The sequence below is a fragment of the Neobittarella massiliensis (ex Bilen et al. 2018) genome, from assembly GCF_014269355.1.
GTDB classification, from domain to species: domain Bacteria; phylum Bacillota; class Clostridia; order Oscillospirales; family Ruminococcaceae; genus Neobittarella; species Neobittarella massiliensis.
The window spans coordinates 1,156,717-1,175,293 of sequence record NZ_JACOGI010000001.1 but is presented as its reverse complement, the minus strand read 5'-3'; the positions used below and the strand labels follow the sequence as shown (position 1 = coordinate 1,175,293).

At 57.7% G+C, this 18,577-nt stretch carries 16 protein-coding genes and 1 riboswitch; of the genes, 10 read left to right on the top strand and 6 right to left on the bottom strand.

Features of this window, described 5'->3' with window-relative positions; translation table 11 throughout:
• Positions 1–14: 14 nt before the first annotated feature.
• On the top strand, positions 15–890 hold the full coding sequence (locus H8K20_RS05450; protein ID WP_186487708.1) for an effector binding domain-containing protein: 876 nt from the start codon (positions 15–17) through the stop codon (positions 888–890).
• A 231-nt stretch (positions 891–1,121) separates the two neighbouring features.
• On the opposite strand, the gene H8K20_RS05445 is transcribed toward H8K20_RS05450, so the two are convergent.
• Entirely contained in the window at positions 1,122–1,544 is a 423-nt protein-coding gene (locus H8K20_RS05445) for a pyridoxamine 5'-phosphate oxidase family protein (RefSeq protein WP_186487707.1), read from the bottom strand.
• A gap of 669 nt (positions 1,545–2,213) precedes the next feature.
• A riboswitch (purine riboswitch) is annotated at positions 2,214–2,317 on the top strand.
• Positions 2,318–2,512: 195 nt separating this feature from the next.
• On the opposite strand from H8K20_RS05445, the gene H8K20_RS05440 reads away from it, so the two are divergent.
• From H8K20_RS05440 to H8K20_RS05415, 6 genes are all read left to right on the top strand, one after another.
• Positions 2,513–3,385: an MTAP family purine nucleoside phosphorylase gene (locus tag H8K20_RS05440; RefSeq protein ID WP_186487706.1), complete on the top strand. Its 873-nt coding sequence runs from the start codon at positions 2,513–2,515 to the stop codon at positions 3,383–3,385.
• Positions 3,386–3,464: 79 nt separating this feature from the next.
• Positions 3,465–4,502, top strand: a complete 1,038-nt coding sequence (locus tag H8K20_RS05435) for a BMP family lipoprotein (protein WP_154865415.1) — start codon at positions 3,465–3,467, stop codon at positions 4,500–4,502.
• 101 nt (positions 4,503–4,603) lie between these two features.
• The gene (locus H8K20_RS05430; protein ID WP_154865416.1) at positions 4,604–6,172 is read left to right on the top strand and encodes an ABC transporter ATP-binding protein; all 1,569 of its coding nucleotides are present in this window, start codon (positions 4,604–4,606) and stop codon (positions 6,170–6,172) included.
• The gene (locus H8K20_RS05425) at positions 6,133–7,242 is read left to right on the top strand and encodes an ABC transporter permease (RefSeq protein WP_154865417.1); all 1,110 of its coding nucleotides are present in this window, start codon (positions 6,133–6,135) and stop codon (positions 7,240–7,242) included. Before H8K20_RS05430 ends, H8K20_RS05425 begins: the two co-directional genes overlap by 40 nt.
• Before the next feature lie 2 nt (positions 7,243–7,244).
• On the top strand, positions 7,245–8,180 hold the full coding sequence (locus tag H8K20_RS05420; RefSeq protein WP_105204406.1) for an ABC transporter permease: 936 nt from the start codon (positions 7,245–7,247) through the stop codon (positions 8,178–8,180).
• Between the two features lie 14 nt (positions 8,181–8,194).
• Positions 8,195–8,815 (top strand): V4R domain-containing protein, encoded by a 621-nt coding sequence (locus tag H8K20_RS05415; RefSeq protein WP_243206183.1) that lies wholly within the window; start codon positions 8,195–8,197, stop codon positions 8,813–8,815.
• 100 nt (positions 8,816–8,915) lie between these two features.
• Here the strand turns inward: H8K20_RS05415 and H8K20_RS05410 are convergent, their stop codons facing one another.
• From H8K20_RS05410 to H8K20_RS05400, 3 genes are all read right to left on the bottom strand, one after another.
• The gene (locus tag H8K20_RS05410) at positions 8,916–9,119 is read right to left on the bottom strand and encodes a hypothetical protein (RefSeq protein WP_129589398.1); all 204 of its coding nucleotides are present in this window, start codon (positions 9,117–9,119) and stop codon (positions 8,916–8,918) included.
• 546 nt (positions 9,120–9,665) lie between these two features.
• Entirely contained in the window at positions 9,666–10,346 is a 681-nt protein-coding gene (locus H8K20_RS05405) for a TIGR00266 family protein (RefSeq protein WP_105204408.1), read from the bottom strand.
• A 163-nt stretch (positions 10,347–10,509) separates the two neighbouring features.
• The gene (locus H8K20_RS05400; protein ID WP_186487705.1) at positions 10,510–11,775 is read right to left on the bottom strand and encodes a saccharopine dehydrogenase family protein; all 1,266 of its coding nucleotides are present in this window, start codon (positions 11,773–11,775) and stop codon (positions 10,510–10,512) included.
• A gap of 435 nt (positions 11,776–12,210) precedes the next feature.
• Here H8K20_RS05400 and H8K20_RS05395 point away from each other — a divergent pair, with 435 nt between their 5' ends.
• Positions 12,211–12,477 carry a DUF1905 domain-containing protein gene (locus H8K20_RS05395; RefSeq protein ID WP_186487704.1) on the top strand — a complete coding sequence of 89 codons (267 nt, stop codon included), beginning with the start codon at positions 12,211–12,213 and terminating at the stop codon, positions 12,475–12,477.
• A 461-nt stretch (positions 12,478–12,938) separates the two neighbouring features.
• Here the strand turns inward: H8K20_RS05395 and gltA are convergent, their stop codons facing one another.
• Positions 12,939–14,327 (bottom strand): NADPH-dependent glutamate synthase, encoded by a 1,389-nt coding sequence (gltA, locus tag H8K20_RS05390; RefSeq protein WP_186487703.1) that lies wholly within the window; start codon positions 14,325–14,327, stop codon positions 12,939–12,941.
• Between the two features lie 2 nt (positions 14,328–14,329).
• Positions 14,330–15,172, bottom strand: coding sequence for a sulfide/dihydroorotate dehydrogenase-like FAD/NAD-binding protein (locus H8K20_RS05385; RefSeq protein WP_154865421.1), 843 nt, complete (start codon positions 15,170–15,172; stop codon positions 14,330–14,332).
• A gap of 415 nt (positions 15,173–15,587) precedes the next feature.
• Between H8K20_RS05385 and htpG the strand changes: the two genes are divergently transcribed.
• Positions 15,588–17,486 (top strand): molecular chaperone HtpG, encoded by a 1,899-nt coding sequence (htpG, locus tag H8K20_RS05380; protein WP_186487702.1) that lies wholly within the window; start codon positions 15,588–15,590, stop codon positions 17,484–17,486.
• A 47-nt stretch (positions 17,487–17,533) separates the two neighbouring features.
• Positions 17,534–18,379, top strand: coding sequence for a bifunctional DNA-formamidopyrimidine glycosylase/DNA-(apurinic or apyrimidinic site) lyase (gene mutM / locus H8K20_RS05375; protein ID WP_186487701.1), 846 nt, complete (start codon positions 17,534–17,536; stop codon positions 18,377–18,379).
• The last annotated feature ends 198 nt before the right edge of the window (positions 18,380–18,577 follow it).

Genomic DNA, 18,577 nt, shown 5'->3' with positions numbered 1-18,577 from the left:
GAAAGGGGCGAACAGTGGACTATAAAAAAGCGCTGGAACAGGCGATCGTGTACATCGAGAGCCGTTTGGGAGAAGATATTCGGGTAGAGGAAGTGGCCCGTGCCGTCGGGTACTCCTACTATCATCTAAACCGGCAGTTCTCGGCAGTTTTGGGGGAGAGCGTGGGCAGCTATATCAAAAAACGCCGTCTGGCCGACGCCGCCCAAAAGCTGCTCTACAGCAATAAAAAAGTCATTGATATCGCCATCGAGAGTGGCTTTGACTCTCCCGAGGCATTTAGCCGCGCCTTTAAGGTTTCTTTTCATGCCAGCCCGCAGTCCTACCGGCGGCAGCGGCTAAATACCTTTGTCAGCGCCAAGTGGCAGCTGGATACCGAGCGGCTGGACCACCTGGCCAGCAATGTGACGGTACACCCCCAGATCGTGACGCTGCCGCCGATCAAGGTGGCTGGTCTGCGCGGCAAGACCACTCTGCACGATAACCGCCTGCGACAGCTGTGGGAGCGGGTCAATGCCGTTTATGCGCAGATCCCCAACCGGCTGCCCAGCGCCCGCGGGTTCGGCATCTGTGAGGCCTGTCACGAAAACACCGTCTACACCATGAATGACCAGGTGCTGTTCAGTGAGGTAGCCGGCATGGAAGTGTCTTCTTTTGTGGGGCTGCCAGAGCCATTTGTGCGCAAAGAGCTGCCCGGTGGGCGGTATGCGGTGTTCACCCACCGCGGCTCGCTGCGCCGCCTGCCACAGACCTTTGCCTATATCTGGGGCACCTGGTTTTTAAACACCAGAGAACAGCTGGACGACCGAGAGGATTTTGAGCTTTACGATCGGCGCTTTCTGGGGTATGATCACCCCGATTCAGAGGTAGACCTGTACATCCCTGTGCGGTAGATATGTCACGAAACATCGCGGGCATATGTTTTCGCGGATGGCCATATCATACAGATGGGGATCACCGCGACCGCGACCTGTTTTATACATTCAGCCCGGCCACCGCGGCCGTAAAGATCGGCGCTGGCTACCTGCAGCCTTGTAAGATTGAACACAAAAATAGAGAGAGCAGACCCTATTGTGCGGGGTCTGCTCTCTCTGTCATTTACAGATGGTACGCACTGCGCCGCTCTATTCCACTGTAAAATCTTCCGAGGAAAAATTGCGATAATAGCGGCCGCGCTGCGCTAAAAAGCGCAGTACACAGTAGTCGGGGTCGGTCACCCCCTGTGGGTAGTAAAGCGTATCGCCGTCCTGCCAAATGCGCTGTTTGCTCTCGCTGTCCTCCAGTACCTCTACAGTGCCCAGAAGCATCACACCGCGAAAAAAGCGGCGGTCGCAAAAATAGATACAGGCCTTGGGTTCGCGCCGATACTGGGCCACCCGCATGGAGGAGGTGTTGGTGGTAAAATAAAAGGTCTTTAGCCCCTCCCGCAGCCGGGGTTTTAACATGGCCTTGATATTGGGGTAGCCATCTTCAGATACTGAACCCAAAAACGCTACCGTCTGTTTGTCGATCAGGTTGCCAATGGTCTTTTCTACGTCTCTCATCATGTTCTCCTCTGTGCAGTAGCAGTTAGCCGGCCCGGAACCGGCAGCCTGATACAGCTGAATGTCTGCCCAGGTCTGCCCGTTCCCACTGCATTTTGCAGATTATTTGATGCGGTGATCCGTCTACTCAGCCTGCTCTGGCAGTACATGTTTGGCCCAATGTGTACTGGCCGGACCGTATCGAGAAGGTTGCTGCCTGGCGAAATACGTAATGTATAGGGGGCTAAAGTGCCGCTTTCATTTGGATCTATCTCACAGTATACGCCGTTTGCCGGCCAAAGAAAAGGTGATCCTGTGCAGCATATACCAAAAAATGGGAGAAAGTAGAGTGTGGCAAACTACATAAACAGAAGGAGAGATACCTGTACAGTTTACACAAGTGTAGGTAAAGTTAGGTATATGACCGGGTAGAGTAGGTCAGAAAGCCCAGTCAAAACCATCCTTATACGGTATAAGCTGGGCAGGATATCTAAACAGACCGGTATTTTGCGTGTGGTCTAGCTACCGCCAAGCGCCCTCAAACCACGGCCGAAAGCACGTTTTATTGTGAAAGATGCTATTGTTGAATACTACTAAGCATCGACAATATTTTTTATAAAGTTTGGATGTTTAGCCGTATTTCAAAAAGGGAATTGCGCTTTTTGAACGGTGGTGTTATGCTAAAGGCGTCAACTGAATACCGAGATCAGCATTCGTATAAGCCTGCGAATACGGCGCAGGAGTATCTACGGGACAACCGGAAATTGTCGTACGCTATGAATGTGTTTTTTCAGCTATTTCTAAAAATCGAGATAGCTCTATTCGAGTTCGCTTTTTTGCGCTCGCAGAGATTGAACACATTCGTGTACATCTTCTGCGGGCGCTTTTTACGTTGACAGAGATCGCTTTTTACAGGGGACGCCCCTGTAGGGATATTTGGGACAGGCGTTCTGGCCACCGCGGCCAGAACACGGCAAAAGTGGAGGTAGACAATGATCGTAAACGAGATCCCCAAGGTCACATATGCCATTATCGGCGGCTCGGGCACCTGGGCTGGTGAGTTCCCCGAAACGGTGGGGCTCGACGGCGTGCGCGTCCTGCAAAAAGACATGGAGTTCGAGACGCCTTTCGGCACGACCATGCCCATGAAGCTCATCGAGCTCGACGGCTCTATCACCGCCGACGGCAAAGCCCGCCAGCTGCTCACCGTTCCGTTCCACGGCTTCCACGGGCTGGCCCCTGAGGGCTGTCCCAGCGAGCAGATATTCTGGGTCTTCCAGCAGGCCGGGGTCAAATACATCGTGGCTGAAGGCAGTGGCGGCAGTGCCAACCCGCTGATGGACCCGGGCGATATCATTATTCCCCACGACCTGTTCGACTTTACCAAACGCCCCTCGAACATCCATAAATTCACCCGCAACATCGTGCGCATGCAGTCGCCGCTGTGCCCCGACCTGCGCGAGCTGCTCATCAAATTTGCCCGTGAGCAGTACGACCGGGTGTTCCCCCGCGGCGTGTACGCCAACACCGAGCCCCCGCGCTTCGAGACCGAGACCGAGATCAAATTCCTGCAGTCGGTGGGCTGTGATATCTCCGGTCATACCATCGTGCCGGAGTGCTACCTGGCCCGGGCCATCGGCGCCTGCTACGCCTCCTGCTACATCGTCTCCAACTACGCCGAAGGGGTAGAGAGCACCAACTGGGCCGGCTCCTCCATCTTCGACTGGTATCGGGGCTGCGGCCAGAAAATGGGCACCATCACGCTGAAGACCATCGCCGCCATCGTGCCCGACGAGAAACACTGCCACTGCGCCGACTACCTCATCGAGGTGCCCGAGAACGTGCGCGAGCGCATCGGCCAGTAAAATTTGGGTAGACCCTCTATATAAAAGAGGTCACTGATAAAAAAACAGAGTGGGATACAGAGGAAAAAAGGAGAAGAGTATGCGCAAAAAATGGCTTGCCTTGGTTTTGAGTGTGGTCATGGGTCTTCTGGTGTTTGCCGGCTGCGGTTCAGACGGGAAAGACAGCGGCAGTAAATCTGACAAGAGCGGCCCCAGCGTGGCGCTGGTGCTGGGCACCGGCGGTCTGGGCGACCAGTCGTTTAACGACAGCGCCTACAAAGGCCTGCAAAAAGCCGCCGACGAGCTGGATGCCGACGTGCAGTATGTCGAGCCCAAAGAGATCGCCGAGTTCGAGGGTCACTTCCGCGACTTCGCCAAATCCAAAAAGTACGATCTGATCCTGGGCATCGGCTTCGACCAGGCCGACGCCGTCACCGCTGTGGCCGCCGAGTTCCCCGACCAGAAGTTCGTCATTATCGACGGTTCGGCCGAGGGCGACAACGTCACCAGCATCAACTTTAAAGACGAAGAGAAAGCCTACGTGCTGGGCACCATCGCCGCTATGACCACCAAGACTGGCAAGGTCGGTATTCTGGGCGGTATGGATGTCCCCTCCATCAACGTGTTTGTAGAGGGCTTTAAAGCCGGGGCCATCGCCCACAACAAAGATGTAGAGATCATGGTAAAATACGTGGGCGCTTTTAACGACGCCAACACCGGTAAAGAGCTGGCCCTGTCGATGTACGACGCCGGTGCCGATATCGTGATGCAGGCTGCCGGCGGCTCGGGCCTGGGCGTGTTCAGCGCCGGTGCTGAGCGCGGCAAACTGGCTATCGGTGCCGACGTGAACCAGATCCCCATCGACCCCGATGTGATCATCGCCAGCGGTATGCGCACCCTGGATAACGTGGTGTTCGACCAGGTGAAAGCAGTAAAAGAAGGTACGCTCAAATCCGGCGATGTGATGCTGGGCTTTAAAGACGGCGGTGTGGACTACACCACCGAAGGCACCAAAAAAATGCCCAGCCAGGAGGCGCTGGACGCCGCTGCCGCCGCCAAGCAGGATATCGTCGACGGCAAGATCACCCCGCCCCGCACCGCCGAGGAGTACGACGCTTTCGTCAAAAATTTGAAGTAAATACAAAAGGCGCTGACACAGCGCAGGGAGAGACCATCCCCAAATTCAGGTAGGCGGCTTTTGGCCGCTTATCTGCTTTTTGGGTACAGGGGGGAGGACCCATGGATTTTGTGCAGATGAGGGGCATCACAAAGATTTTTGGTAAAGTGGTGGCCAACGACCGGGTGGATTTTTCGGTAAAAAAAGGGGAGATACACTCGCTGCTGGGTGAAAACGGTGCCGGCAAGACCACGCTGATGCGCATGCTTTACGGCATGTCGGTCCCCGATGAGGGGAGCATCATCCTCAACGGCAGCCCGGTGACATTAAAGAGCCCCAGCAGCGCCATCGAGCAGGGCATCAGCATGGTGCATCAGCATTTTATGCTGGCTGATCCCATGACCGTGACCGAGAACATCGTGCTGGGCTACGAGCCGCGTAAGGGTCCCTTTTTTGACCGCAAAAAAGCCGAGCAGCAGGTCGCCGAACTGTCGGCCCGCTACGGCCTGCAGATAGATCCCAAAGCTACCGTGGGCGATCTGTCGGTGGGCAACAAACAGCGCGTCGAGATCCTCAAGGCGCTTTACCGCAAATGCGACCTGCTCATTTTAGACGAGCCCACCGCCGTGCTCACCCCGCTGGAGGTAAAAGACCTGTTCGCGGTGCTGCGCTCTTTAAAGGAAGACGGCAAGACCATCATCATCATCACCCACAAATTAAAAGAGATCCTCGAAATCTCTGACCGGGTGACCATCCTGCGGGCCGGCAAGCTCATCACCACCAAAAATACCGCCGAGACCGACGCTGCCGAGCTGGCCCGCCTGATGGTGGGCCGCCAGGTGCAGTTCGAAGTGCAGGGGGCCAAGCCGGTAGCTGCAGACGCGCCGGTGCTGCTGGAGGTAAAAGACGCCGAGCTGCGCCGCCGGGGCATGCAGCTGCTCAGCGGTCTGTCGCTGCAGGTACATGCCGGCGAGATATTTGGCATTTGCGGGGTAGAGGGGAACGGCCAGACCGAGCTCATCGAGGCCATCACCGGTATCGGCCAGCTGTCTGCCGGCCAGGTGCTGCTAAACGGTCAGCCGGTGCACAAGCCCACCCCCACTAAAATGGCCGATCGCGGTCTGGCCCATATCCCCGAAGACCGTGGCCTGCGCGGGCTGGTAGCCGACTTCTCTATCCGCGACAACTCCATCCTGGGCTATCAGCGCAGCCGCCGCTTTAGCCGCCGTGGGGTGCTGGACAAAAAAGCCATCGAGATGCACACCCGGCAGATCGTCTCCGACTACAGGGTCAAGGTGGGCAGCATCGACGACACCGCCGCCTCTCTCTCCGGCGGCAACCAGCAAAAGGTGGTCATCGGGCGGGCGCTGTCGCAAGACCCCGATGTCATCATCGCCGCCCAGCCCACCCGCGGGGTGGATATCGGCGCCATCGAGTACATCCACCAAAAACTCATCGAGATGAAAAATGCCGGTAAGGCTATCCTGCTCATCTCGGCCGAGCTCGACGAGGTGCTGGGTCTGTCAGATCAGGTGGGGGTACTGTACCGCGGCCGCATCGTAGCCACCGGCGCCCCGGCCGATTTTGACGAGCAGACCCTGGGCCTGCTCATGACCGGCTATCACAAAGATACCGAGAAGGAGGAGCGCCCATGCTTGGAAACGCTGCACAGCGCGTTTGCAAAGTCCTAAAAAGCAAAAAACTGCAGACTTCGCTGCTGGCTCTGGTCGGTGCTATCGTGGTCAGCGGCCTGATACTGGCTCTGTCGGGCTACAGCCCCTTCGTGGCCTACGGGGCCATGTTCTCCGGCGCCTTTGGCGGGGCGGCCAACATTGCCGATACGCTGGGCACCGCCACCCCACTCATCTTTACCGGTCTGGCTGTAGCCATTGCCATGAAGGGCGGTGCAGTGAATATCGGCGCCGAGGGCCAGCTGTATATGGGCGCCTTCGCCGCGGCACTGGCCGGCGCTTACGGCAAAGATCTGCCCATGGTCCTGCACATAGCCCTGTGTCTGCTGGCCGCCTTTATCGCCGGCGGACTGTGGGCGGTGCTGGCCGGAGGGTTAAAGATCAAGCTGGGCGTCAGCGAGGTCATCATCACCATCATGCTCAACTACATCGCCACCTACCTGACCGATTATCTCACCACCTATCACTTTAAGGCCGAAGGGATGGTCGTAAAGACCGAGCGGGTGGCCGAGAGTGCTATGTTGCCCACGCTGTACCCCCACTCCCGCCTTACAGTGGGCTTTCTTATCGCCATCCTGGCCGCTGTCATTCTGGTCTGGGTGCTGCGGCGCACCGTGTTCGGCTACGAGCTGCAGGCAGTGGGACTCAACCCTTTTGCCGCCGAGAGCGGCGGGGTGAAAAAGGGCCGCCAGTTTTTGCTGACCATGCTCATTTCCGGCGGCTTGGCCGGTCTGGCCGGTGCCTGTGAGGTGCTGGGCGTACACGGTTACTTTATGAAAGGCTTTTCGCCGGGCTACGGCTTCGACGGTCTGGCCATCGCAGTACTGGGCCAAAATAACCCGCTGGGTGTCACGCTGTCGGCGATCCTGTACGGGGCGCTGCGCTCGGGCGCTACCATGATGGACCGCATGACCAAGATCCCCCAGGACTTCGTGGGCATCATGCAGGCGCTCATCATCATCTTTGTAGCCACCCCCGGCCTGGTGTATTTTTACCGGCGCAAAAAGAAAAAAACGGCCGCCATACATAAGGGGTCCGAAACGGCTCCTGCCACGACCGAGGAGGTGTAGATATGGCCCTGACTGAAACGCTGCAATTTGCCGGGACCATGTTTTCCGGTGCGATGCGCATCGCCATCCCCATCTGTTTTGGTGCGCTGGGCTCCACCATCTGCGAGCGGGCCGGCATCGTCAATATCGGTATCGAGGGCATGATGCTGGCCGGCTCCTTTGGCGGCGTGGTCGGTGCGCTGGTGACCGGTTCTCCCTGGATAGGGCTGCTGTTTGCCATGGTCGCCGGCATGCTCTTCTCGCTTCTGCACGGGGTGCTTACCATTCACTACGGCACCGGCCATATCATCAGCGGCCTGGGGGTCAACCTGCTGGCCAGCGGGGTGACTACGGTGCTGCTGGTGGCCATATGGCAAAACCGCGGCAAGAGCGAGATGGTCGGCACACTGCCCACCATCGAACTGACCTTTTTAAAGAAGATCCCCTTCATCGGCCAGGCTTTCGGCAGCTTTTCGCCGCTGTTTTTGCTGCTGCTGGCGGCGGTGGCGCTGCTGTGGGTGTTCCTCTATAAGACCACCTTCGGCCTGCGGGCGCGCATCGTGGGCGAGAGCCCGCAAACAGCCGATGCCGCCGGTATCTCGGTGCCCAAGATGCAGTATATCTGTGTGCTGCTGTGCGGTCTGCTGTGCGGCCTGGGCGGCGCCTATCTCTCCATCGGCGACATCGGCATGTTCTCGCGCGATATGGTGGCCGGCCGCGGTTACATCGCCATGGCCGTCACCATCTTCGGCGCCTGGAACCCCATCGGGGCGCTGGGCGGCGGTCTGCTGTTCGGCTTGGCCCAGAGCCTGCAATTTCGCCTGCAGCAGAGCGGCATACCGGTGCAGCTCATTCAAATGCTGCCCTATGTCATCACCATTTTGGTCCTGCTGCTGGTGCGCCGCAAAGGCGGCGGCCCGGCGGCGGCAGGCAAGACCTTCGACCGTGAAAAACACTAGAGGAGTTACAGGATATGCAGGATGAAAAACTGTTTGCGGGACTCGATACGCTGTCGGCTTACCGCCAGACGATCGCCGAAAAACTGTGCATCGACGACCGCGCCTACCGCGAGATGGGTCAGGTCATCGACCGCAGCCCCGAGCTGGTGGCCCGTATCCAGGAGCACTACCGCATGCTCGATGAGCACCGGCCGCTGCGGCCCACACTGGGAAACGACATGCAGATCTTCTACATGCGCGACCGGCAGACCTTTACTTTTTTGATGTTCCCCGAGCTGCTGGATATGGCCTACCAGACTGCGCGTATCATCGGTGAGAAGTTTATCGCCCCGTATCTGACCGGTAAAACTCTGCCCGAGATCATGCTCAGCAATCAGCCCATCGCCGCCCAGCACGGCTACGCCATTCAGGAGATCGTGGAGTGTCGGGAAGACTTTGCCATCTACCGCAACTACGAATGTGCCGACTGTTACGGTATGCCCAATATCGGCATGAAGATCTGTGCCTACGAGGCGGGCACCGCCGCCGGCTGTTTCGAGACTCCGCTGGGTCGCCCGGTAGAGGTGCGCGAGACCAAGTGCTGTGCTAACGGCGACGACTACTGCGAGTTTGAGGTGCGGGTCTTAGATAAATAGCGCCCCGAAAACAGCAGTTGTATCGAGTAAAATAAAAAAGAGCGGACCTGAGAGATAGCTCTCGGGTCCGCTCTTTTTGGTGCCCTGACGGGGTGCGGATCTACTGTTTGTCTTCCATATCCAACACGTCGTCTTTTGACAGAGGGATATCGTAGATCTCGCTGTAGGCGCTCACTTCCGGGTTGGTCACCGGCGGAGTGGGCACCAGGCCCGTGCACTCGGTGCTCGAGGCCACGGCCATCATCTCCTCATACAGCTCCTCCTCGTCATAGGGGTCAACAGGCATATTCGGTGTTTCACGCATTGCCGTCTCAGCTCCTTTCAGGCACCCATAGTATGCCCTGAAATGTGCCGGGCATGTGGCCGCCACCCAATCGGCCACCAGAGCAGTTTTATATGATGTCGGCGAGCACCTGGCACATCTGATCCGGCGGCTCGGCGCCGCCGGCATTCAGCGAGCGCTCGACCAGCCGAAAGCCATCGTTCAAAATTATAAACGGGACAGATATGCCGCCACCGACTGATGCCTATAATGAACCTATAGATACCGCTTTTTGCGATGGTTCGATGATGGTACCGGTACGAACCGTTTTATCCTACCGGGTGTGTGTCAGAACCTCCTGTAAGATCCGGTCAAATAAAAGGCCTACTGTGCAAGCTGGTATGGAGGTATCTATAGTGGTTTTGATAAAGGTGTCCCATCTGCCGCTAAAGGTGTTTTATCCGTATAAAAGCAGTGATCTTATGGGCACGGGCATCATAACAGGTACAAAAAATGCCCGTCGGCACCGTGCCCAGCGGACATTTTTGCCATTGGGGCGGGGGATAGGAGCTGGCGGCAGTAACAGGATCAGTTGCTGCCGGAATTGAAAAACGGGGCCAATGCCTGGGCCACTCCGCTGACCGGCATGGTCTGTAAGGTCACCTTGCCCGGCCCGGTCACAACGGTGTTAAAAAATCCCTCGCCGCCCAAAAACTTGTTTTTAATGCCTTTTACCGTCTGTATCTCCATGGTGCAGGTGGCATCCATCATGGCCAGATTGCCGGTATCTACGACCATGCTCTGGCCGGGCTGCAAGTCGTACTCGACGGCATAGCCGTCGATCTCGACAAAGGCCGTACCACTGCCCGACAGCCGCTGCATAATAAACCCCTCACCGCCAAAAAAGCCGGCGCCCAATTTTTTCTGGAAATGCAGCGAGAGCTGTACCCCCGATTCCGAGGCCAAAAAACCGGTCTTCTGCACGATGACCGGGTGCTCGGGCGAGATAGAGATCGCGCGGATAGAACCGGGGAAACTGGAGGCGAAGGCGATAAGTCCAGGACCGCCCTGGGCGGTATAGATGTTTTGGAACATGGCCTCACCCGAGAACATGCGGCCAAAAGCCTTGCCGATACCGCCGGCCGAGGTCTGCATATCCATATTGGGCGACATCCAAGCCATCGACCCCTTTTCGGTGATCATTGACTCGCCGGCGGCGAGCGAACAGGTGACGACCGGCATGGGCTCGCCGATGATTTGATACTGCATGGTAAATCCTCCTCTAAATAGGTCATACGGCTAAAAACGAGCTGTAGCGGTCTCTGGGCCATCTCCGCTGCACACAGATGACGATCGCAGCGGCCCCTCTTACCGGCTACCTCTTTACTATACAGGACCAACGGGCTATTTGGCAACAAGAAACCGTCCCAGTCTACAGCTGCTGTGGCGTCAGCTCCACACAGTGCCAGTCAAATCCGGCCTGATCCATGAGTGCTAAATAGGGCAGGGGGTCAAAATATTCCGGCGAAAACACGCCGCTGTCGCGCCACACCCCAGTGGCGATCAGCTCAAGGGCCAGCGCGGCGCCAAAACCAGTCTGGGCCACTACAGCCTGCATGTCCCAATCGGCCATAGCTCTGGTATTTTCATAGGTCTGGTACAAAAACACCTCTTTGCGCCGCCCGTCTTTTTGGCCGATACAGTGCACCCCTACACACATGCTGCCGGTCATCTCGCGGCCGATATCTCTGGGCTGGGGCGCGCAGGCCGCCACCACATCTCGGGGGACCACCTGTACACCCCCCACGTCTACCGGCTTTAAACTGCGCAGCCCCAATGCATCCAGCGTCTTTAGCGCGGTTATCAAATTGGGGTCCAGTGCGATCTTAAAAGTGGCCCGCTTTAGTCCGTAGCGCGCCAGGTAGCGGGGCATCGTCACCACCTCTTCATGCTCCACCTTTACCAGGTGGTTGGGGCCGATGCCGTCGGGCATCACAAAGGTCTCGCCGCCGGTCAGGGCGGGTTCCACGATCAGCCCGCCCCGGTCGCGGTCATACTCCACGTTGGGGTTCATGCACTCATCGAGCACCGTCCACACATTAAAGCCAAAGGCGATCTGGTCCGGTCCCGCCCCGGGGATAGACAGGTCACCGCCATCTTTTACGTGCACCTCCTCCAGCGTGTCAAACAGGTACTGTGCGGCGTAGCGGGCAAATACGTTCACTACTCCCGGGTCTATACCCAGGCAGATGCAGGCCATCCGGCCGCGCTGCTGCCACTCCTCATGGCGGCTAAAGTTGTAAGCGGTCATCGGGCGGTCGTAACTGTTTTCGATCCCCGGTCCGTAGGCCGGTCTCTGGCTGGGGATCGACCAGGTGCCCATGTTGGCGTAGTCGGCCCCGGCTAAAAAGGCGGCGTCAAAAATGTTATCAGCTACAAACGGTGCTGCCGCATCCATGATCAGGTCGATCTGGTGCGCCTGTGCCAGGTCGGCGATAGCCTGGGTGCTGCGGGCGTCCAGCGCCGCCACGGTACAGCGTTCAGGAAAGGGGAGCCTTGCTACCACCTGCCGTGCCCGCGCGATATCGATATCGCAGACCAGCGCCCCGGTAAACCAGTGCCCCTCTCGGTCGCGTGTCTGCATGACCTTCAAAATACACTCCCCGACCGCTCCGGCCCCCACCAACATCATCTTCATTTTCAGTTCCTCCACCAATTTGTATTTTGTCCCAACAGCCATACACAGGCGCGAATGTGTCCAGATCACACGGTCTTACCGGCAGTGGTATCTACACCAAAAAAGAGAGAGCCGGCGCGCCAAATGCGCACATGCTCTCTCTGTCCTTTTGCCAGTTGGTTATTGCCACGTAGGCGGCAGCCGCAGCCGCTCTCTTCAGAGGTCCGTCTGGCTACCTTCCTTTTTGCCTGTCAGTTTCTGCCGCCGGGGAAATGTGCGCCCCGGGCGGTTTGCTTCTTCGGCCCCGGCGTCTCATCGCGCCGATGTCTAGGGTCGCCATCCACCGTATATGCTGTTTTCTGTATCCATCTTACCGAAAAAAGATGATTTGTCAAGTGTTTCAAGGGCAGCTTTGTGGGGCTATAATAAAGGGAGAAAAGTAGGAGAGAGGACAGAATGAAAAATAAAGGTGTTTACCGCTTTCGAGCCGAGATCAGAAAAGTTCCGGATATCGATGGCGCCTATGTAGAGATTCCTTTTGATGTGCGGGCAGAATTTGGCCGCGGCCGGGTCCCGGTACATGCCACCTTCGACGGCTGCCCTTATGACGGCAGTCTGGTGCGCATGAAAACGCCCGGCCATATATTGGGTCTGCGCAAAGATATTCGCGCAAAGATTGGCAAACAGCCAGGCGATCAAGTAGAGGTCTGCCTGTGGGAGTGAAAATAAGCATGTAAATGTAATTAGCTTTACACACAAATACGGCAAGATCTGACAAAGATCCCTGTATTACAGGGGTTTTTGCATATGTAAAGTGAAAACACATTACAATCAAGGCAAAGCGGTACAGCAAAAATAAGCGGGGAGAACTGGCGACTGGCAGCAAAATGAACCGCCACAGTATTCACGGACCCCGCTTTACAGGGTGGCTATTTGCCGGTGTTGTTCGCTGATGGCCAAAAGAGTGCAGTGGACGGCAGGCACCGCTTTGTGGATGTGCTCACTCAGTACGCCCCCGCGGCCGGCCCGTCGCTTTCCGCCGCCGGCAGCCATTAGCTGTGCCTGCACGTGTAAGCGTGGGCAAATAAAAGAAGTTCCAGATATGACCGGAGAAGTTTATCCGGATGCCAAAGAGGGGGCCGCAGCTTTTAAAGCTGTGGTCCCCTCTTAAGTGGAAATCTTTTTTACTTCTCCTGCAGATAGTGGTCAATGGCCTGGGCCGCCTTTTTACCGGCGCCCATGGCCAGGATCACCGTTGCCGCCCCGGTCACCGTGTCGCCGCCGGCGTAAACACCTTGGCGAGAGGTGAGCCCGGTATCCTCCTCGGCAATGATACAGCCGCGGCGGTCGGTTTGCAGCCCCTCGGTAGTGTTGCGGATCAGGGGGTTGGGGGAGGTGCCGATCGCCATGATCACACAGTCTACCTCCATGGTAAAGGCCGAACCCTCTTTGACCACCGGCCGCCGCCGGCCCGATTCGTCGGGTTCGCCCAGTTCCATCTTCATGCAGGTCATGCCGTTTACAAATTTGTGCTCGTCGCCCAGTATCTTGGTGGGGTTGGTGAGCGTATCAAAAATGACCCCTTCCTCTTTGGCGTGCTCGATCTCCTCCCGGCGGGCGGGCATCTCGGCATCGCTGCGGCGGTAAACGATATGTACCTCTTCGGCGCCCAACCGCAGCGCGCAGCGCGCAGCGTCCATAGCCACGTTGCCGCCGCCAACCACCGCCACTTTTTTGGCGCGGGAGATGGGGGTATCGCTGCCGGGCAGGTAGGCCTTCATCAGGTTGGTGCGGGTCAAAAACTCGTTGGCCGAGTACACGCCTTTTAGGTTTTCCCCGGGAATACCCATAAACCGGGGCAGCCCAGCGCCAGAGCCTACGAACACCGCCTCGTATCCCTGCTCAAACAGCTCGTCTACGGTGACCGTTTTGCCAACTACCACATTGGTCTGCACATCTACACCCAGCGCTTTCAGGGTGTCTATCTCTTTTTGTACGATGGCTTTGGGCAGGCGAAACTCGGGGATGCCGTACACCAGCACGCCGCCGGCGGTGTGCAGCGCCTCGAAAACCGTCACCTGATAGCCGGCCTTTTGCAGGTCGCCGGCACAGGTCAGGCCAGAGGGGCCCGCCCCCACCACCGCCACCCGGTGGCCGTTAGGCGCCGGTCTCTGCGGGGCAGCGGTGGCATTTTGCATGTGCCAGTCAGCCACAAAGCGCTCCAGTCGACCAATGGCCACCGGCTCGCCCTTGATGCCGCGCACGCATTTTTGCTCACACTGGGTCTCCTGCGGGCACACCCGTCCGCACACCGCCGGCAGAGAGGACTGGGCCTGCAGCACCTGGTAAGCGCCCTCAAAGTCCCGCTCCTTTATCTTGGAGATAAAGCCGGGTATGTCGATCGACACCGGGCATCCGCCCACACAGGGCTTGTTCTTGCAGTTCAGGCAGCGCATGGCCTCGTCTACGGCCTGCTGCTCGCTATAGCCCAGCGCTACCTCATCAAAATTGTGGCGGCGCACCTCAGGGGCCTGCAGGGGCATCTCGTTTTTGTGTAAAGACATGTTGGGCACAGTTACTCTACCTCCTTACTGAGGAGGTTGCAGGTCTCCTCGTACTGGTGGCGCTCAAAATCGCGGTACATGGCCCCGCGCTCCATAGCTTCGTCAAAATCCACCAGGTGGCCGTCAAAATCCGGCCCGTCTACACAGGCAAATTTGGTCTCGCCGCCCACCGTCAGGCGGCAGCCGCCGCACATGCCGGTGCCGTCTATCATGATGGGGTTCATGCTGACGACGGTCTTGATGCCGTAGCTCTCGGTCAGCTTGCAGACAAACTTCATCATGATCAGCGGGCCGATGGCGATGACCTCATCGTACTGCTCGCCGGCTTTGATCAGGTCTTCCAGGGCGTTGGTCACCAGCCCCTTTTGCCCGTAAGAGCCGTCGTCAGACATGATGATCAGCTTGTCGCTGACCGCCCGAAACTCGTCCTCTAAGATGACCAGATCCCGGTTGCGAAAGCCCACGATGGTATGTACCTCGGCCCCCAGCTGATGCAGCTTTTTCGCTACTGGGTAGGCGATCGCACTGCCCACGCCGCCGCCGATCACGGCCACCTTTTTAAGCCCCTCCAGGTGACTCGGGGTGCCCAGCGGCCCCACAAAGTCGTGCAGGCATTGGCCCTCGTTCAGGGCGCCCAGCTTGGCGGTGGTGGCGCCCACGATCTGAAAGATAATGGTCACCGTGCCTGCCGCGGGGTCAAAATCGGCAATAGTCAGGGGGATGCGCTCCCCATTTTCATCTACCCGCAAAATGATGAACTGGCCCGGCTGGGCCTTGGCGGCCACCAGTGGGGCCTGTATCTCCATTAAGGTAACGGTGGGGTTGAGCACCTTTTTTCGCTTTATCTCGTACATGGCAACTCCTCTACTCCTGTCTGTGCACAGCCGGGGCGTCTTGGCAGCCGGCTGTCGGTCGCAGTTAAAAAAGGGACGGGGCGCCGCCCCGACCAGGCTTTTAGTATAGCCTATAAACACCGCTTTTGTCTACTGCTGTCGCCCCATCAGATGTACCAAACTTTGGCTCTGTAAGGCCACAGGTTCTGCTGCTTGCGGACTGTGGGGGCAGATTGCCTGCCCGCCAAAGACAGCGCTTTCAGCATCGGTACAGCCCGCTGTAGCTCTTAGATGAATGGCTGTATAAACAGAGACTGTTTTTGTATAAATGGCACAATTTACAAATTGTTCATTGAAATAAAAAAGGGATTGCGGTATTCTCTAATTAGCACTCTAATTACTCGAGTGCTAATTTTGCGAGAGGGAGATCGTTTCCATGGCTAAAAAACAATTCAAAGCAGAGTCTAAACGGCTGCTCGATTTGATGATCCATTCCATCTACTCCAATCGGGAGATATTCCTGCGCGAGATCTTGTCAAACGCCTCCGACGCCATCGACAAGCTGTGTTACCGCGGCCTGACCGACAGGGAAGTGGGCCTTTCGAGAGACGACTTTTATATCGAGATACTGCCGGATAGAGAGGCGCGCACCATCACCGTGCGCGACAACGGTATCGGCATGGACCGGCAGTCGCTAGAAGAAAACCTGGGTACCATCGCCAGCAGCGGTTCGCTGCAGTTTAAAAAAGAGATTGCCGGCCAAGAAGGAGCTGATGACACCGATATCATCGGCCAGTTCGGCGTCGGCTTTTACTCGGCCTTTATCGTCAGTGACAAGGTCACCGTCATCACCCGCCCCTACGGCAGCGACGTGGCCTATAAATGGGTCTCCTCCGGCGCCGACGGCTACACCATTACCGAGTGCGCCCGCGACACTGCCGGCACCGACGTCATCATGCACCTCAAAGAGGACACCGAAGACGACAAGTACAGCGAGTTTTTAGAGGAGTACCGGCTGCGCAGTCTGGTGAAAAAGTACTCCGACTACATCCGCTGGCCCATCAAAATGATGGTCACCAAGTCGCGCCCGGTCGAAGTCGGTGAAGGGGAGGACAAAAAGACCGAGTACGAGCAGTACAGCGAGGTCGATACCCTCAACAGCATGGTCCCCATCTGGCACCGCCCCAAGAGCGAAGTCACCAGCGAGGAGTACGCCGATTTCTACCGCGAGAAGTGCGGCGACTTCGAGGCCCCGCTCACCACCATCCGGGTCAGCACCGAGGGCCTCACCTCCTACGAGGCGCTGCTGTTCATCCCGGCGCGCACCCCCTACAATTACTATTCAAACGACTACCAGAAAGGCCTGCAGCTCTACTCCAGCGGCGTGCTCATCATGGAGAACTGCGCCGATCTGCTGCCCGAGCACTTCCGCTTTGTCAAAGGTGTGGTCGACTCGCCCGATGTGTCGCTGAACATCTCCCGCGAGATGTTGCAGCAGGACCGGCAGGTGCGCACCATCGCCACCAATATCGAAAAGAAGATCCGCCGCGAGCTGGAGAAGCTGCTCGAGAGCGACCGCGAGAAATACGAGAGCTTCTTTGCCCAGTTTGGCCTGCAGCTCAAATACGGTACGGTCGGCGATTACGGCGCCCACAAAGATCAGCTGCGCGACCTGCTGCTGTTCTACTCCTCCACCCAGGAAAAGCCGGTCACTTTAAAAGAGTATGTCGCCCGCATGCCCGAGGATCAAAAGGAGATCTATTATGCCTGCGGCGATTCGGTGCAGAAGATCGCCAATCTCCCCCAGACCGAGGCCATCCGCGACCGCGGCTGGGAGATCCTCTACCTCACCGACGAAGTGGACGAGTTCGTGATGCAGATCCTGCACGACCAGGACGGCAAGGAGCTCAAAAACGTCAATGCCGCCGAGCTGCCCGAGAGCGAAGAGGAGAAAAAGGCGGCGAAAGAAAAAGAGGAGCAGAGCGGCGAGCTGCTGGCCTTCTTAAAAGAGACGCTCAAAGACAAAGTCAGCGACGTACAGATATCCTCTAAGCTCAAAAGCCACCCGGTATTTCTCTCCAGCACCGGCGAAGTCACGCTGGAGATGGAAAAGTACTTCGCCCAGATGAAGATGGAGGACGCGCCCAAAGCCCAGCGAGTGCTCGAGCTGGGGGCTGACCACCCCATGTTTAATAAGCTGCAGCAGGCCTTTAGCGGCGACCGGGACCGCGCCGCCAAGCTGGCCCAGCTGCTCTATCAGCAGGCCAGCCTGATCGCGGGCTTTGCCATCGAGGACCCCACCGCCTACACCGATCTGGTCTGCGAGCTGCTCTAAACAGCCGCCGCCAGAAGAGAGCGACCACATAGGTCAAGGAGATACCCATGCCGGAACTGCCCGAAGTAGAGACGTTGCGCCAGGCGATCGAGCCCTGTATCGTGGGGCGCAAGATCGTCGATACAGCCGTGCTCAAGCAAAAGATCATCGCCCGCCCCCAAGCCGAGACTTTCTGCAGCGCTTTGGCCGGTTGTACCATCACCGCCATGGGTCGCCGCGGCAAATTTCTGACCCTGCAGATGGACAGCGGTGATACAGTGATCCTGCACCTGCGCATGACCGGCAACCTGTTGGCCGTCCCGGCCGACTGGCCCCAGGAAAAACACACCCACGTAGTGTTTTCGCTCAGTGACGGCACGCAGCTGCGGTATGTAGACTCCCGTGGGTTTGGCCGCTTCTGGCTGCAGACGGCAGGTGAACAAGACGATTTCAGCGGTATGGCCAAACTGGGCCCCGAGCCTTTTGACCCCACCTTCACAGCCGGGTACCTGCAAAAGAGCCAGCAAAGTCGGCGCCGTTCCATCAAGGAATGCCTGCTAGACCAGAGCGTGGTGGCGGGCATCGGCAACATCTACGCCGACGAGATCCTGTTTGCCGCCGGTATCTGTCCCACCAGCCCGGCCAGCACGCTGCGCCCCAAAGACTGGAGGGCCATAGCGGCGCTCACCCCGCAGATCTTGCAGCAGGGGATAAGCTACAAGCGCCGCACCGCCCGGCAGCACCTGGAGGGAACCGGTAAAAAGTACAGTGAAGAGGCCTTTTTGCAGGCCTATGGCCGCGCCGGTCAGCCGTGTACGCGCTGCGGTACACCCATTGAGCGCACGGTCATCGGCGGGCGCTCCAGCTGTTACTGCCCCCACTGCCAGCCGGTGCCCGGCCGCCCTAAAAAATAGTACATAGCACACACAATACTCTTATATAGGAGCACCGCGGACCCCGGCGTTTTGCCGGGTATTGGCGGTGCTCTTTTTTGGCAGCCCCCGTTTGCATACCAGGAAGCCCCCTTAATAAGTACACCGTATGCACAAAAAGATCTTCAAATGTTTAGCACAGTGCAGTTTTTCGACAAAAATGTTGTTATTTTGTCGAAA